Source organism: Pantoea sp. LS15, assembly GCF_012241585.1.
Classification (GTDB): domain Bacteria; phylum Pseudomonadota; class Gammaproteobacteria; order Enterobacterales; family Enterobacteriaceae; genus Enterobacter.
Map to the genome: position 1 here is coordinate 166,135 of NZ_JAAVXA010000007.1, position 16,104 is coordinate 182,238.

A 16,104-nucleotide genomic window follows, 5' to 3' on the forward strand; every position below is an offset into this window, starting at 1 on the left:
AAACGGAACATGGTGCTGATGATTGTCAGTGGTCGTTCAGGGTCGGGGAAATCCGTTGCTCTGCGTGCGCTGGAGGACATGGGTTTTTACTGCGTAGATAACCTGCCGGTCGTGTTGTTACCCGATCTGGCTCGCACGCTTGCGGAAAGACAAACCTCTGCCGCCGTCAGTATCGACGTTCGTAATATGCCTGAATCGCCAGAAATCTTTGAACAGGCAATGAGTAACCTGCCTGAGGCTTTCTCGCCTCAGTTGCTGTTCCTGGATGCAGACCGTAATACCCTGATCCGCCGCTACAGCGATACCCGCCGTTTGCACCCGCTTTCCAGTAAGAACCTCTCTCTGGAGAGCGCAATCGACGAAGAGAGCGATCTGCTGGAGCCGCTCCGTTCTCGTGCTGACCTGATTGTCGACACCTCTGAGATGTCCGTTCATGAGCTGGCGGAAATGCTGCGTACCCGTTTGTTGGGCAAACGCGAGCGTGAACTGACGATGGTGTTCGAGTCCTTCGGCTTTAAACACGGTATCCCCATTGATGCGGATTATGTTTTCGATGTACGTTTCCTGCCGAACCCGCACTGGGATCCGAAACTGCGTCCAATGACAGGTCTGGATAAACCCGTCGCGGCCTTCCTCGACAGACACACAGAAGTTCACAATTTTATCTACCAGACGCGAAGCTACCTTGAGCTATGGTTACCTATGCTGGAGACAAACAATCGTAGCTACCTGACTGTAGCGATTGGCTGTACCGGCGGTAAACATCGTTCGGTCTACATCGCCGAACAGCTGGCCGATTATTTCCGTTCACGCGGAAAGAACGTTCAGTCCCGTCATCGCACGCTGGAAAAACGTAAAACATGACCGTAAAACAAACTGTTGAGATCACCAATAAGCTGGGCATGCATGCACGCCCGGCGATGAAACTGTTTGAGCTGATGCAGGGGTTCGATGCAGAAGTTCTGCTGCGTAATGATGAAGGCACCGAAGCGGAGGCGAACAGCGTGATCGCATTGCTGATGCTGGACTCAGCCAAAGGACGCCAGATTGAAGTTGAAGCCACCGGCCCCCAGGAAGAGGAAGCGCTGGCGGCGGTGATTGCACTGTTTAACGCCGGTTTTGACGAAGACTAACGTTCATTCCTTTGGCGGGTGGCGCTACGCTTACCCGCCCTGCATGAGATTATTACGCTGCATAAACCCCTCCCCACCCAGCTGGCGCATCTGGCGCATAATCCACGCCTGCCGGCTTCGTACATACCCTGACGGTGCACTGGCTTTAAAGCGGATGGGATTTGGTAAGACGGCGGCGAGTAGTGCCGCTTCTGACATACTCAGGCGACTGGCAGGCTTATTGAAATAACGCTGCGCAGCAGCTTCCACGCCAAATACACCGTCGCCAAACTCAGCAATATTGAGATAGACCGTCAGAATGCGTCGTTTACTCCAGACCGTTTCCATCCCCAGGGTCAATCCCGCTTCCAGCCCCTTTCGCACCCAGCTTCGACCATCCCAAAGAAACAGATTTTTGGCCGTCTGTTGCGACAGCGTTGACGCACCGCGTACGCGGTTTTCGTGGCGTTCGTTATGGGCAAGTGCCTTCTCAATGGCCGCCACATCAAACCCCCAGTGCTCCGGGAATTTCTGATCCTCCGCCGCAATAACCGCCAGCCCCATGAACGGTGAGATGTCGTCCATGCTCACCCAATCGGAATGTGCAACGTAACGGAAATCTCCGGAAAGCCATGCACCAACCTGGCGCTCGACCATCACAGCAGAGAAAGGAACCGGTACGATGCTGAATAACGCGATCCCGCCGCCCCAGAAGACAGCCAGTAAAAGCAGGACTCTCAGCAGAACACGCTTTATTCCTGCACCGGGACTCAACTTACGACTCATTCAGTAAGCACCAGCACTCTGTCCACCAGCTTTTCAATACCCGTGGCGGCCTCAGCAATACTCTGCGCCAGCATGTAGGCAGGCGTGGTAATAATTTTATTGTCTTCGTCCACCACAATGTCATCGACAGGACACGGCACATGTTCGCCGCCCATATCCTCAACGACTTCAGCTGTGTCAATGTCGGTCCCAATGGTCAGACGCAACGGGAAATCAAAAATTTTCGGCAGCATCGCCGGGGCAATACAGATAAAACCCTGCGGTTTACCCGCAGCGTGCATTGCACATGACAGCGCTTTTAAATCCGGATCCACATGGCACTCTGCCCCCTGGGAAGCAAAGCTGCTCAGGTTTTTCGCTGCCCCAAACCCGCCAGGCACAATTAACCCATCAAGCTCTGAAGCATTAGCCTGATTAAGAGGGTGAATATCACCGCGAACAATGCGTGCCGATTCAATCAGCACGTTACGAGTTTCCGCCATCGGCTCACCGGTCAGATGATTAATCACATCAGCCTGGCTTTTATCCGGCGCGAAGCAGACAACATCAGCTCCGTTTCGGGAAAGCGCCAACAATGTAATTACGGCTTCATGTATCTCTGAACCGTCGTAAACACCGCATCCGCTCAGCACGATACCAATCTTTTTCATCATAACGTTCCTTCTCTGCAACTCGCTGAAGCACATTAATAATTTTGATTAAAACGCTATGCTTCACACATTTCACTGATTCATGTAACAAACCATTTAAGATTTGCTATCTTATCTGCGTGCGGCCTAAATTTTTCAGGCGGCGCCCTTTCGAAAATAACTTTAAAAAACAGGCGCAGCCACGATTTCCCTGGTGTTGGCGCAGTATTCGCGCACCCCGGTTAATCCGGGGTCATTTTTTTCTGGCATCGACCCAGGCTTTAAGTACCGCAACATCGTTTTGCCACTCTTGTTTCATCTCTTCGACCCAATCACCAACGTTATCTTCCCATGCTGGTAAATCAGGTGACTGAATCTGTTGTCCCAACTGTTGCAGATGGCGTAACCCGACCGATCCAGCCGCACCTTTGATTTTATGTCCTTCTTCCACAATGCCCTTCTGGTCTCGCGCCGTCAGGTTTGATTCCAGCACACTCAGATAGCCAGGCATCATCTTTTCGAACACGGCCAGACCGTCGGTAATCAGTTTTGGGCCAACCAGATCGATATACTGCTCCAGCATCGCGGTATCGAGTATCGTTTGGGCTTTTGCGCTATCAACAGACGTCATGGTGCTCTCCTCTTCTTCACGGGTATCCCAGAACTTCTTGATCATGGCAGTCAGGGCAGGCACCGCCAGCGGTTTACTGAGCACATCATCCATACCGGCATCGAGGTACTCTTTTTTGTCTTTCAGCACGTTGGCCGTCAGCGCGACCAACGGCGGCAGATCATCAGCAGCATACTTGCTCGTCAGTTCACGCGAGATATCCAGCCCGGTCATGTCCGGCAGTTGAATATCCAGCAGAACGAGGTCATATTCGCCCGGTTTAAACATCTCCAGCGCGGCTTTACCGGTCATTGCCACATCCACACTGTTACCCAGTTTTTCCAGCACAGAGCGAGCCACAATTACGTTCAGCTCGATGTCTTCCACCAACAGGACGTGCAGCGCTGGCAGCGGCATATCGTCGTTTTCAAAGGTATCCTCAACCTCTTCAGCCACCGCTGGCGCATGTACCGTCAGCGTGAAGGTCGAGCCTTTGCCCGCCTGGCTGGTTACCGTAATGTCCCCGCCCATACTCTTCGCAAGCCGTTTAGATACCGCCAGGCCAATACCTGTACCGGTGGCGGGTTTCCCGCCGTTGCTGTCTTTCACCTGGTAGTACATCGCGAAAATTTTGTCCTGCTCCTCCTGCGGAATACCAATCCCGGAGTCTTCCACCTCAAAGTGCAGCATGTCACTTTCGTCATAGCGGATGCGCACCGCAACCTGCCCCTTCTGGGTAAATTTCACGGCGTTACTGATAAGGTTCCACAGGATCTGACGCAGACGCGTACCGTCCGTGACCACTTTATGCGGCAGTGGCAGGGAGGGTTCCATAACAAAACTCAGCCCTTTCTGCTGCGCCTGCAGACCGGACAAGTTTTCCAGATCGGCCATGAAACTGGTGAAATCAACAGGCTGGTTATCCAGCTGGACTTTACGGCGCTCCATCTTATCCATATCGATAATATCGTTGAAGATATTACCCAGCGTGACCGCCGAGACATGGATAGTTTTGAGGTATTTTTCCTGTTCCGCGGTCAGATCGGTGTCCAGCAAAATACGGCTCAGCCCAACAATGCCATTAAGAGGCGTACGCAGTTCGTGGCTGATGGTGGAGATAAAGGTGGTCTTATCGCGGCTGGCGCGCTCAAGGGCATCCTGATAGCGCTTACGCTCGGTAATATCGCGACCAAAGCCCATCAGGCCATGACGTTTCCCGACGCGGTCGTAGTACGGCACTTTACGGATCTCAAAGCAGGCTTTGCGCCCGTCCGGGTAATCCAGCCACTGTTCATAGGTCAGCGAGACGTTGTGGCGGAAAACTTTTTCATCTGTCTCCATGACCTTGGCCGCCGCCTCCTCAGAATAGACATCCTGAGGTTTCAGGTGAATCAGCTGCTTTTCACTTTTCCCGGTCAGCAGCTCCATCGCCCGGTTACAGCCGGAGAATTCTTTGTCTTCGTTACGGTAGAAAACCAGATCCGGTGAAGCATCGAGGAACGAACGCAGGAAAGAGGATTGCTGCTCAAGTTGGATCTGCGTGACCTCGCGCTCTTTCATTTCGATTTTAAGCTGCTCCAGCGTGGCCTGACGCTCGGCTTCCGCCTTCTCACGATCTGAAATCTCCTGGTTCAGCTGTGCAATGTTGTCTTTGAGCTGGACATTGAGCTTCAGGTCGCGCTCGCGCATCTCTTCCAGTTTATCGACCAGTTTTGACAAGCGCTGACGGGACTCTTCCAGTTGTTCAACCACCACGGAGAGGAAATAGACCGCCCAGGGGGTAATGAGCAAGCCAAAGAAGATGGAGCGGATGACGTCGATACTCTCGACCTGACCATGAAGAACCATGGTAACGGCCATCTGCACGACAATCGCCAGAACGACCAGCGCCAGCGCAAGTAGCATGGAGAAACGCACCAGCCCGAGCTTCATCATCAGGTCGACGTAGTACTGGGCAAGCATTCGAATTTGCTTCATAGAGGATCCCTTCACGACTTTATCGCTCAATAATACTCAAATTCGCGGCGGGGCGTTGAAGGTTGTGAGAAAAAGTGCGGGATGAAACAGGAGATTAGCCTCGCTCCCGGTTAGCCGGAAGCGAGGAGAGGTCAATCAGGAGCGTTTCAGCAGTAGCCAGAGGCTGATCAGGAAGAAACTGGCGCTTGGCAGCAACGCACCAATAATCGGCGGGATGCCGTAAACCAGCGTCAACGGGCCGAAGATCTGATCGAGAACGTAGAATACAAAGCCGAAGCTGATACCGGTTACGACGCGTACGCCCATCGGCACACTACGCAGCGGGCCGAAGATAAACGACAGCGCCATCAGCATCATCACCGCCACAGACATTGGCTGGAAGATTTTGCTCCACATGTTGAGCTGATAACGTCCGGCATCCTGTCCGCTCGACTTCAGGTATTTCACATAGTTATGTAAACCACTAATAGAAAGCGCATCAGGATCCAGTGCCACAACCCCGAGCTTATCCGGCGTGAGGTTCGTCTTCCACGTGCCAGATACCGTCTGAGAACCGGTGATCTGTTTCGGATTTGTCAGGTCAGACTCATCTACCTGTGACAAACGCCACTGCTTATGTTCGGGGTCAAACTTCGCCGATGAGGCGTGTTTGACTGACAGCAAACGGCGCTGGTCGTTGAAGGAGTAGATACTCACGCCGCCCAGCTCATCATCACCTTTTACACGTTCGATGTAGACGAAGCTTTTACCATCTTTCGCCCATAATCCTTGCTGCGTCGAGAGCAGTGAACCACCGTACATCGCCTGAGCACGATAGTTACGCGCCATCTGTTCACCCTGCGGCGCCACCCATTCGCCAATCGCCATGGTCAGCAGCACCAGAGGGATCGCGGTTTTCATTACCGACAGCGCAACCTGCATACGGGTAAAACCCGATGCCTGCATAACAACCAGCTCGCTGCGCTGGGCCAGCATCCCCAGCCCCAGCAGCGCACCTAACAGGGCTGCCATCGGGAAGAAGATCTGCACATCTTTCGGCACGCTGAGTAAGGTGTACATCCCCGCGCCCATCGCGTCATAGCTCCCCTGCCCTGCTTTTTTCAGCTGATCGACAAATTTGATAATGCCGGAGAGCGACACCAGCATGAACAACGTCATCATGATGGTGGTAAAAATGGTTTTACCGATATAGCGATCAAGAACGCCAAACGCCTGCATTAGATGGCTCCTTTACGCGAGAATCGGGCACGTATGCGGCGCACTGGCACCGTATCCCACAGGTTTAATCCCAGCGCCAGTAAGATGTACAAACTGTTGACGACCCAGGTCCAGACCATAGGATCCAGCTTACCCTTAGCACCGTTTGAGCGAATCGAAGTTTGCAGCAGGAAGTAGACCAGGTACAGCAGCATCGCCGGTAGCATGGAGAGCACACGTCCCTGGCGAGGGTTGACCACGCTCAGCGGAACCACAATCAATGCCATCATAAACACGGTGAAGACGAGAGTAATTCGCCAGTGGAACTCAGCCCGCGCTCTGTTGGTATCGGTATTCCACAGCGTACGCATGTCCATTTGCTCGGTATCCGATGGATCGAGCGCCACAGTCTGATGACCGATAATGGCCTGATAGTTCTGGAAGTCCGTAATACGAAAGTCACGCAGCATCGCGGTACCTTCAAAACGGGTACCTGTATTCAGCGTCACAATTTGCGAACCATCTTTGCGTTGAGCAAGCTGGCCAGAGTCGGCGACGACCACCGACGGACGTGCGTTACCTTTCGTACGCAGCTGCGCCAGAAATACGTCGTTGAATTTACTGCCGTCAACACTCTCAATAAACAGCACGGAGTTACCGTCAGTCGCCTGCTGGAACTGCCCCTGGGCTAACGCTGCCATACCGGGGTTTGCTTTCGCTTCGGCCAGCACTTCGTCCTGATGACGGGAAGACATGGGACCTGCCCACATCACATTCACCGCAGCAACGATACCGGTGAATAGCGCCAGTATCATCGCGGCCTTCACCAGCACGGCTTTGCTCAGACCACAGGCATGCATCACCGTGATTTCACTCTCGGTGTAGAGCTTACCAAGTGTCATGAGCAGACCAAGGAATAGACTTAGCGGCAGGATAAGCTGCGCCATTTCCGGGATCCCTAAACCAAGCAGGGAAAGCACCAGATTCGTTGGAATTTCGCCGTCAACGGCCGCACCGAGGATCTTAACCAGCTTCTGACAGAAAAAAATCAGCAGCAGGATGAAGAGGATCGCCAGTTGGCTTTTGAGCGTCTCCCGCACCAGATATCTTATGATTATCACTTTAAATACGCCCGTAAAAACCCGTCTCTTTGCTGGAAAATCGCTTGTTTCATGGCTTAAACGTCATTTATTCTCTTGAGTCGTCGAAATCATCGCTAAGATTAAAACACCCGGCGGATTCACGCTTCAGGACTTTTTTCTGACGTGTCGAAACCGTAATAACGTAAGATTAACACGAAGTCACCACAACAGCGGACATGAGTTACGAAAGCTTTCAATTCTATCTGTAGCTGCCGCCGTTGTCTTTAAGATTCAGGAGCGTAGTGCATGGAGTTCAGTGTAAAAAGCGGTAGCCCGGAGAAACAGCGGAGTGCCTGCATCGTTGTGGGCGTCTTTGAACCACGCCGACTCTCCCCGATCGCCGAACAACTCGATAAAATCAGTGACGGCTACATTAGCGCCCTGCTGCGCCGTGGCGAACTGGAAGGCAAACCTGGGCAGACGCTGTTACTGCACCATGTTCCGAACGTACTGTCCGAACGCATTCTGCTGATTGGCTGCGGTAAAGAGCGCGAGCTGGATGAACGCCAGTATAAGCAGGTGATTCAGAAAACGATCAATACGCTGAATGATACCGGTTCAATGGAAGCTGTCTGCTTCCTGACAGAACTGCACGTCAAAGGCCGTAACACCTACTGGAAAGTACGCCAGGCTGTCGAAACAGCAAAAGAGAGCCTGTACAGCTTCGATCAACTGAAGACCAATAAAAGCGAGCCGCGTCGCCCGCTGCGTAAAATGGTCTTCAACGTGCCTACCCGTCGTGAGCTGACCAGCGGCGAGCGCGCTATTCAGCACGGTCTGGCGATTGCGGCTGGCATTAAGGCGGCGAAAGATCTCGGTAACATGCCGCCTAATATCTGTAACGCCGCGTATCTGGCCTCTCAGGCGCGCCAGCTGGCTGATACCTACAGTAAGAATGTCATCACTCGCGTCATCGGCGAACAGCAGATGAAAGAGCTGGGGATGCACTCGTATCTGGCCGTTGGTAACGGCTCTCAGAACGAATCCCTGATGTCAGTCATCGAATACAAGGGCAACCCGTCTGAAGATGCACGCCCAATCGTGCTCGTCGGCAAGGGCCTGACCTTCGACTCCGGCGGTATCTCGATCAAACCTGCCGAAGGCATGGACGAGATGAAATACGACATGTGCGGCGCAGCAGCCGTATACGGCGTGATGCGTATGGTCGCAGAACTTCAGTTGCCGATTAACGTTATTGGCGTACTGGCAGGCTGCGAAAATATGCCTGGCGGTCGCGCTTATCGTCCGGGTGATGTCCTGACCACTATGTCTGGTCAGACGGTTGAAGTTCTGAACACCGACGCCGAAGGCCGTCTGGTGCTGTGTGACGTGCTGACCTACGTCGAGCGTTTCGAACCTGAAGCGGTCATCGACGTGGCTACCCTGACCGGTGCCTGCGTGATCGCGCTGGGTCATCACATTACCGGCCTGATGTCGAACCACAACCCGCTGGCACACGAACTGATTGGTGCCTCAGAGCAAGCCGGTGACCGCGCATGGCGTCTGCCGTTGGGTGATGAGTATCAGGAGCAGCTGGAGTCTAACTTTGCGGATATGGCGAACATCGGCGGCCGTCCTGGCGGTGCTATCACCGCAGGCTGCTTCCTGGCACGCTTCACCCGCAAGTACAACTGGGCACACCTGGATATCGCGGGCACCGCATGGCGTTCCGGTAAAGCCAAAGGTGCAACCGGTCGTCCGGTGGCGCTGCTGTCGCAGTTCCTGCTGAACCGTGCGGGTTTTAACGGCGACGAGTGATGTAAAACGCCGGGTGGCGGCTTCGCCTTACCCGGCCTACAACGTCACTCAACCGTAGGCCGGGTAAGCGTAGCGCCACCCGGCTTTGCATTTAAATCCACGACAAGAAGCCCCATATATGAAGAATGCAACGTTCTACCTTCTGGACAACGACACCCATCAGGATGGCCTTAGCGCTGTTGAACAACTGGTGTGTGAAATTGCCGCAGAACGTTGGCGAGCAGGCAAGCGCGTTTTGATTGCCTGCGAAGATGAACAGCAGGCTATACGGCTTGATGAAGCGTTGTGGGCACGCCCGCCGGAGAGTTTTGTGCCGCATAACCTGTCTGGCGAAGGTCCGCGCGGCGGTGCGCCGGTCGAAATTGCCTGGCCGCAAAAGCGCAACAGCAGTGCACGCGATATTCTGATTAGCCTGCGGATAGATTTTGCAGATTTTGCCACCGCTTTCACAGAAGTGGTAGACTTTGTCCCTTACGAAGAATCTTTGAAACAACTGGCGCGCGAACGCTACAAAGCGTACCGCCTGGCTGGTTTTAACCTGAATACGGCAACCTGGAAATAATGGAAAAGACATATAACCCACGCGATATCGAACAGCCGCTTTACGAGCACTGGGAACAGCAGGGCTATTTCAAGCCTAACGGCGATGAAAGCAAAGAGTCCTTCTGCATCATGATCCCGCCGCCGAACGTCACCGGCAGTTTGCATATGGGTCATGCTTTCCAGCAGACCATCATGGACACCATGATCCGCTACCAGCGCATGCAGGGCAAAAACACCCTGTGGCAAGCGGGTACTGACCACGCGGGTATCGCGACCCAGATGGTGGTTGAACGTAAAATTGCCGCGGAAGAAGGTAAAACTCGCCACGACTACGGTCGCGACGCGTTCATCGACAAAATCTGGCAATGGAAAGCGGAATCTGGCGGCACCATTACCCGTCAGATGCGTCGTCTTGGCAACTCCGTGGACTGGGAGCGTGAGCGCTTCACTATGGATGAAGGCCTGTCCAACGCCGTTAAAGAAGTCTTCGTCCGTCTATATAAAGAAGACCTGATTTACCGTGGCAAACGCCTGGTAAACTGGGATCCGAAACTGCGCACCGCAATTTCTGACCTGGAAGTGGAAAACCGCGAGTCTAAAGGCTCCATGTGGCATATCCGCTATCCGCTGGCTGACGGTGCAAAAACCGCCGATGGTAAAGATTACCTGGTGGTTGCAACGACCCGTCCGGAAACCCTGCTGGGTGATACCGGCGTGGCTGTTAACCCGGAAGATCCACGTTATAAAGATCTGATCGGCAAATTTGTGGTGCTGCCGCTGGTTAACCGTCGTATTCCGATCGTGGGCGATGAACACGCCGACATGGAAAAAGGCACCGGCTGTGTGAAAATCACCCCGGCGCACGACTTTAACGACTACGAAGTCGGTCGTCGTCACGCCCTGCCAATGATCAACATTCTGACTTTCGACGGTGATATCCGTGAAAGCGCAGAAGTGTACGATACCAAAGGTGAAGAAACTGACGTTTACTCAAACGCTATCCCGGCAGAATTCCAGAAAATGGAACGTTTTGCCGCGCGTAAAGCGATTGTGGCTGCCGTTGACGCACTCGGCCTGCTGGAAGAGATCAAGCCCCACGACCTGACCGTGCCGTACGGCGACCGTGGTGGCGTGGTTATCGAGCCAATGCTGACCGACCAGTGGTATGTGCGTGCTGATGTGCTGGCGAAACCGGCTGTTGAAGCGGTTGAGAACGGCAGCATTCAGTTCGTGCCGAAGCAGTACGAAAACATGTACTTCTCCTGGATGCGTGACATTCAGGACTGGTGTATCTCCCGTCAACTGTGGTGGGGTCACCGTATCCCGGCGTGGTACGACAACGAAGGTAACGTCTACGTTGGCCGTACGGAAGACGAAGTGCGTCAGGAAAATAACCTGAGCGCTGACGTTGCGCTGCGCCAGGACGAAGACGTGCTGGATACCTGGTTCTCTTCCGCGCTGTGGACCTTCTCCACCCTCGGCTGGCCAGAAAACACCGACGCACTGCGTCAGTTCCACCCGACCAGCGTGATGGTATCCGGCTTCGACATTATCTTCTTCTGGATTGCCCGCATGATCATGATGACCATGCACTTCATCAAAGATGAAGACGGTAAACCTCAGGTTCCGTTCCATACCGTTTACATGACCGGTCTGATCCGTGACGACGAAGGCCAGAAGATGTCGAAATCCAAGGGCAACGTTATTGACCCGCTGGATATGGTCGACGGTATCTCCCTGGAAGAGCTGCTGGAAAAACGCACCGGCAATATGATGCAGCCGCAGCTGGCTGAGAAAATCCGCAAGCGTACCGAGAAACAGTTCCCGAACGGGATCGAGCCTCACGGTACTGACGCCCTGCGTTTCACCCTGGCGGCACTGGCTTCTACTGGCCGTGACATCAACTGGGACATGAAGCGTCTGGAAGGTTACCGTAACTTCTGTAACAAGCTGTGGAACGCCAGCCGTTTCGTGCTGATGAACACCGAAGATCAGGATTGCGGCTTTAACGGCGGTGAGATGATCCTGTCTCTGGCGGATCGCTGGATCCTGGCGGAATTCAACCAGACAGTGAAAGCATTCCGCGAAGCGCTGGACAGCTACCGCTTCGATATTGCGGCAGGCATCCTGTACGAATTCACCTGGAACCAGTTCTGTGACTGGTATCTGGAGCTGGCGAAGCCAGTGATGAACGGCGGTTCGGAAGCGGAACTGCGCGGTACGCGTAATACGCTGATTACCGTGCTGGAAGGTCTGCTGCGTCTTGCGCATCCGATCATTCCATTCATCACCGAAACCATCTGGCAGCGTGTGAAGGTCATTGCAGGTATCAACGCAGACACTATCATGCTCCAGCCGTTCCCGGAATTCGATGCAGCCCGTGTTGATGAAGCCGCAGCGGCTGATACCGAATGGCTGAAACAGGCGATCGTTGCTGTACGTAACATCCGTGCAGAAATGAACATCGCCCCGGGTAAACCACTGGAATTGCTGCTGCGTGGTTGCAGTGAAGCTGCTGTTCGTCGTGTCACCGAGAACAACACCTTCCTGAAAACCATGGCACGTCTTGAAAGCATCACTGTGCTGCCTGCGGATGATAAAGGTCCGGTATCCGTGACCAAAATCATCGACGGCGCAGAGTTGCTGATCCCGATGGCAGGACTTGTCGACAAAGACGCTGAGCTGGCTCGTCTGGCGAAAGAAGTGGCGAAAGTCGACGTGGAAATCGGCAAAATCGAAAGCAAACTGGCGAACGAAGGCTTTGTGGCCCGCGCGCCGGAAGCGGTCATCGCCAAAGAGCGTGAGCGTCTGGTTGCTTTCGCCGATGCGAAGACCAAACTGATTGAGCAGCAGGCAGTGATTGCCGCCCTGTAATGCTTTTACCCCTTACGCTTCAGGGCGTAAGGGGTAACCTTCCTGAAAACTCCTCGCTTGCACTCCCCTTTCTGCGGTGCTATTAACAGCAGTTATGTGTCAATTTTTGTAATGAGTCATACTATGAGCGTGATTACCCCCGTCGCGACGACGATGCGTCGGATCACTGAGCAGGATAACCCGGCTATCGCCGCCGTTATCCGCACCGTTTCTGCCGAATATGGCCTGACGGCTGACAAAGGCTACACGGTTGCAGACCCAAATCTGGATGAGCTTTTTCAGCTCTACAGCCAGCCAGGGCATGCCTATTGGGTAATCGAACAGAATGGTCTGGTTGTGGGTGGCGGCGGCGTGGCGCCACTCCGTTGTAGCGAGCCGGATATCTGCGAGCTACAGAAAATGTATTTCCTCCCAACTGCACGCGGGCAAGGACTGGCGAAAAAACTGGCGCTGATTGCCCTGGAACACGCACGTAAGCAGGGTTTTACGCGCTGTTACCTCGAAACAACCGCCTTCCTCAAAGAGGCCATTGGCCTGTATGAACATCTGGGCTTTGAGCATATTGATGCACCGCTGGGCTGTACTGGACACGTCGATTGCGAAGTCAGAATGCTGAAAAATCTGTAAATAATCTTGCCGCCCTCTTCTGTTAAGCGGTGCTGAACTGAATGCTCTACACTCTCAGTTCACACCACAACGGGGGAAACACGATGTCGAAGATAAAAAGCTACGCCGCACCGCAGGCGGGTGCAGAACTTGAGCTGTACGAGTACGATGCGGGCGAACTAAAAGCAGAAGACGTCGAAGTACAGGTTGATTACTGCGGGATCTGCCACTCGGATCTCTCGATGATCGACAACGAATGGGGCTTCTCCAGCTACCCGCTGGTTGCCGGACACGAAGTCATTGGCCGCGTCGTAGCGCTCGGTAGCGCCGCGCAGGACAAAGGACTGAAAGTAGGTCAACGCGTGGGCATTGGCTGGACAGCACGCAGTTGCGGTCACTGCGATGCCTGTATCAGCGGTAATCAGATCAACTGCCTTGAAGGCGCCGTTCCCACCATACTGAACAAAGGCGGTTTTGCCGATAAGCTGCGCGCCGACTGGCAATGGGTCATTCCGCTGCCGGACAGCATTGATATCGAATCCGCCGGTCCGCTGCTGTGTGGCGGTATCACCGTCTTCAAACCTCTGCTGATGCACCATATCACTGCCACCAGCCGCGTGGGCGTCATCGGTATTGGCGGACTGGGCCATATCGCCATCAAACTGCTGCATGCGATGGGCTGTGAAGTCACGGCATTCAGCTCGAACCCGGCGAAAGAGAAAGAAGTGCTGGCGATGGGTGCAGACAAGGTGGTGAACAGCCGCGATCCGCAAGCACTGAACGCGCTGGCAGGCCAGTTTGATCTGATCATCAACACCGTCAACGTCGATCTCGACTGGCAGCCGTACTTTGAGGCGCTGGCCTACGGCGGAAACTTCCACACCGTAGGTGCTGTGATGAAGCCGCTGCCCGTTCCGGCGTTTACCTTGATTGGCGGGGATCGCAGTGTGTCCGGCTCTGCGACCGGTACGCCATTCGAGTTGCGCAAACTGATGAAGTTTGCCGGGCGCACCAAAGTGGCTCCGACCACTGAGCTGTATCCAATGTCGAAAATCAACGAAGCGATCCAGCACGTGCGTGACGGCAAAGCCCGTTATCGCGTGGTGTTGAAAGCGGATTTTTGATGTGATTGTGCCGGGTGGCGGCTTCGCCTTACCCGGCCTACTTTGCTATTTCGCTAACGTGTTAAACACCTCTGCCACCGCGACCGCTCCCGGATCCATCACCCCTTCCAGGTTCTCTTTATTCACATACGACGAACGCCCCGCTCCGGCTTTCTGCATTTTCGCGGTCGCTTCGGCACCCTGTCGCGCAGCCTGCGCCGCCGCGTGAAGATCACCTTTCTGCAACGCTTCCAGCGCCGGCTGTAGCGCGTCGATCAGCGTACGATCGCCGAGATCCGCCCCGCCATACTGCTTCATCTGCGCCAGCCCACTCAGCAGGGCCTCCGGCAACGGCTTCCCGTCATGCAGCTTTTGTCCGGCCGCAGTAAAGAAGATCGACATCAGCACGCCACTCGATCCCCCCATCACCGTAGCCAGCCGCTCGCCCACCAGCAACAGCAGCGTCGGGATGTCATTGAGCGGTAATTTATGCTCCTCAAGGCGCTGCGCAATGTCTCGCGCGCCTTGCGCAAAGGTAGAGCCTGTATCGCCATCCCCCACTTTGGCATCCAGTGCATTGAGCCGATTTTCCAGCTTAATCAGCGTGGTTGTCACCAGAGAAACATACTCGCCCACCTTTGCGTTAGCAGATGGGGTATATTCCACGCGGTCATGGAGCGCGCTATGTTCCTGGACACGCAAGGGGGCAAACGCCACCGGTTTTTGCCAGCCCAGCGTCTCAACCTCTTCATGGAGCGCTTTTTCAAAGTGATCGTTAAGCTTCAATAACGTCAGGGAAAAGCCCTTCATATCCAGGGCACTCACCAGCGGCGCTGGGCCAATCAGGTACGCGATATGCTCTTTCAGAGCCGAGTGCGCCAGCTCTTTGGTGAGCAGCGCCATCTCCAGCGCCGACACGCCGCCAAGATTGTTAATCAGCACTGCAAAGCGCCCCTCACCCGCCTGTGCCTTCAACGGCGTGACCAGCGTATCAATAATGGCTTTGCTGTTTTGCGTATCAACCACCGAAGCTCCTGGCTCTCCGTGAATACCGAGCCCCAGCTCCACATGACCTTGTTTAATTCGCCCTTCTTCATCATCACTGCCTGGCAGGTTACAGGTTTGCATCGCAACACCCAGGCTCCAGAGGTTATCGCAGGCCTGTTGCGCAATATTCCGCACTTCACTCAGAGATTTCCCGTGCTCCGCCGCATAGCCCGCAATCTTATGCACCAGCGCCGTACCAGCGATGCCGCGTGGCTGCTTGTTATCCGGCAGGGCGATGTCGTCAGCAACAATCACCATTTCGACCTTCAGGCCATAGCGTTTGGCCTTTTCCGCTGCCAGACCGAAGTTCAGGCGGTCGCCAGTATAGTTTTTGACGATCAGCAGACAACCGCGATCACCCGTTACCGCCACAATGGCGTTCAGTACCGCATCCACGCTCGGCGAAGCAAACAGATCGCCGCACACCGCCGCCGTCAGCATACCTTTGCCGACAAACCCGGCATGTGCAGGCTCATGACCTGAGCCACCACCGGAGATCACCGCTACGCGGCTTTTATCCCAGTCACCTCGCGCGACGACCCTGATGGCTGGATCAATATCAAGTTTGACGAGATTCGCGTGTGGTGCAGAAAGCAGTATGCCTTCAATGGCATCGTTGACCAGCTGTTTGCGATCGTTAAAAAAGAATCTGGACATAGTTTCCCACTATTTTGTGAACCGTATGCAAAAGCATAGTCCGCGCTGGATAATGCGCCGCAA

13 protein-coding genes are annotated in these 16,104 nt (G+C 54.3%); 7 read left to right on the forward strand and 6 right to left on the reverse strand.

Going from position 1 to position 16,104, the window contains the following annotated elements:
* The first annotated feature begins 9 nt into the window (after nucleotides 1-9).
* Both rapZ and npr read left to right on the forward strand, forming a co-directional pair.
* The gene (gene rapZ, locus HED65_RS12805) at nucleotides 10-864 is read left to right on the forward strand and encodes an RNase adapter RapZ (RefSeq protein WP_047347692.1); all 855 of its coding nucleotides are present in this window, start codon (nucleotides 10-12) and stop codon (nucleotides 862-864) included.
* Nucleotides 861-1,133 (forward strand): PTS phosphocarrier protein NPr, encoded by a 273-nt coding sequence (gene npr, locus HED65_RS12810; RefSeq protein WP_003861872.1) that lies wholly within the window; start codon nucleotides 861-863, stop codon nucleotides 1,131-1,133. The genes rapZ and npr overlap by 4 nt, the downstream gene beginning before the upstream one ends.
* A 30-nt stretch (nucleotides 1,134-1,163) precedes the next feature.
* Here npr and mtgA read toward each other — a convergent pair whose 3' ends face one another.
* From mtgA to lptF, 5 genes are all read right to left on the reverse strand, one after another.
* Entirely contained in the window at nucleotides 1,164-1,898 is a 735-nt protein-coding gene (mtgA, locus tag HED65_RS12815; RefSeq protein ID WP_114978854.1) for a monofunctional biosynthetic peptidoglycan transglycosylase, read from the reverse strand.
* Entirely contained in the window at nucleotides 1,895-2,548 is a 654-nt protein-coding gene (elbB, locus tag HED65_RS12820; protein WP_114978855.1) for an isoprenoid biosynthesis glyoxalase ElbB, read from the reverse strand. The genes mtgA and elbB overlap by 4 nt, the downstream gene beginning before the upstream one ends.
* A 232-nt stretch (nucleotides 2,549-2,780) precedes the next feature.
* Nucleotides 2,781-5,114, reverse strand: coding sequence for an aerobic respiration two-component sensor histidine kinase ArcB (arcB, locus tag HED65_RS12825; RefSeq protein WP_114978856.1), 2,334 nt, complete (start codon nucleotides 5,112-5,114; stop codon nucleotides 2,781-2,783).
* Nucleotides 5,115-5,249: 135 nt separating this feature from the next.
* The gene (gene lptG, locus HED65_RS12830; RefSeq protein ID WP_114978857.1) at nucleotides 5,250-6,332 is read right to left on the reverse strand and encodes an LPS export ABC transporter permease LptG; all 1,083 of its coding nucleotides are present in this window, start codon (nucleotides 6,330-6,332) and stop codon (nucleotides 5,250-5,252) included.
* The gene (gene lptF, locus HED65_RS12835) at nucleotides 6,332-7,432 is read right to left on the reverse strand and encodes an LPS export ABC transporter permease LptF (protein ID WP_114978858.1); all 1,101 of its coding nucleotides are present in this window, start codon (nucleotides 7,430-7,432) and stop codon (nucleotides 6,332-6,334) included. Before lptF ends, lptG begins: the two co-directional genes overlap by 1 nt.
* A gap of 267 nt (nucleotides 7,433-7,699) precedes the next feature.
* Between lptF and pepA the strand changes: the two genes are divergently transcribed.
* The 5 genes from pepA to ahr all read left to right on the forward strand — a co-directional run bounded on the left by pepA (nucleotide 7,700) and on the right by ahr (nucleotide 14,358).
* Nucleotides 7,700-9,211: a leucyl aminopeptidase gene (gene pepA, locus HED65_RS12840; protein WP_114978859.1), complete on the forward strand. Its 1,512-nt coding sequence runs from the start codon at nucleotides 7,700-7,702 to the stop codon at nucleotides 9,209-9,211.
* 118 nt (nucleotides 9,212-9,329) lie between these two features.
* A complete protein-coding gene (gene holC / locus HED65_RS12845) occupies nucleotides 9,330-9,773 on the forward strand; it encodes a DNA polymerase III subunit chi (RefSeq protein WP_008502815.1) in 444 nt (147 codons plus the stop codon).
* Nucleotides 9,773-12,628: a valine--tRNA ligase gene (locus tag HED65_RS12850; RefSeq protein WP_114978860.1), complete on the forward strand. Its 2,856-nt coding sequence runs from the start codon at nucleotides 9,773-9,775 to the stop codon at nucleotides 12,626-12,628. The genes holC and HED65_RS12850 overlap by 1 nt, the downstream gene beginning before the upstream one ends.
* A gap of 123 nt (nucleotides 12,629-12,751) precedes the next feature.
* Nucleotides 12,752-13,255, forward strand: a complete 504-nt coding sequence (locus HED65_RS12855; RefSeq protein WP_114978861.1) for a GNAT family N-acetyltransferase — start codon at nucleotides 12,752-12,754, stop codon at nucleotides 13,253-13,255.
* An 83-nt stretch (nucleotides 13,256-13,338) separates the two neighbouring features.
* Nucleotides 13,339-14,358, forward strand: coding sequence for an NADPH-dependent aldehyde reductase Ahr (gene ahr / locus HED65_RS12860; protein WP_114978862.1), 1,020 nt, complete (start codon nucleotides 13,339-13,341; stop codon nucleotides 14,356-14,358).
* Nucleotides 14,359-14,403: 45 nt separating this feature from the next.
* On the opposite strand, the gene HED65_RS12865 is transcribed toward ahr, so the two are convergent.
* Entirely contained in the window at nucleotides 14,404-16,041 is a 1,638-nt protein-coding gene (locus HED65_RS12865; protein WP_114978863.1) for a dihydroxyacetone kinase subunit DhaK, read from the reverse strand.
* Nucleotides 16,042-16,104 lie beyond the last annotated feature (63 nt).

Coding starts and splice junctions, on each gene's coding strand:
- npr (WP_003861872.1), top strand. CDS start 861: ATGACCGTAAAACAAACTGTTGAGATCACCAATAAGCTGGGCATGCAT.
- elbB (WP_114978855.1), bottom strand. CDS start 2,548: ATGAAAAAGATTGGTATCGTGCTGAGCGGATGCGGTGTTTACGACGGT.
- HED65_RS12850 (WP_114978860.1), top strand. CDS start 9,773: ATGGAAAAGACATATAACCCACGCGATATCGAACAGCCGCTTTACGAG.
- rapZ (WP_047347692.1), top strand. CDS start 10: ATGGTGCTGATGATTGTCAGTGGTCGTTCAGGGTCGGGGAAATCCGTT.
- holC (WP_008502815.1), top strand. CDS start 9,330: ATGAAGAATGCAACGTTCTACCTTCTGGACAACGACACCCATCAGGAT.
- arcB (WP_114978856.1), bottom strand. CDS start 5,114: ATGAAGCAAATTCGAATGCTTGCCCAGTACTACGTCGACCTGATGATG.
- HED65_RS12865 (WP_114978863.1), bottom strand. CDS start 16,041: ATGTCCAGATTCTTTTTTAACGATCGCAAACAGCTGGTCAACGATGCC.
- lptG (WP_114978857.1), bottom strand. CDS start 6,332: ATGCAGGCGTTTGGCGTTCTTGATCGCTATATCGGTAAAACCATTTTT.
- HED65_RS12855 (WP_114978861.1), top strand. CDS start 12,752: ATGAGCGTGATTACCCCCGTCGCGACGACGATGCGTCGGATCACTGAG.
- mtgA (WP_114978854.1), bottom strand. CDS start 1,898: ATGAGTCGTAAGTTGAGTCCCGGTGCAGGAATAAAGCGTGTTCTGCTG.
- pepA (WP_114978859.1), top strand. CDS start 7,700: ATGGAGTTCAGTGTAAAAAGCGGTAGCCCGGAGAAACAGCGGAGTGCC.
- ahr (WP_114978862.1), top strand. CDS start 13,339: ATGTCGAAGATAAAAAGCTACGCCGCACCGCAGGCGGGTGCAGAACTT.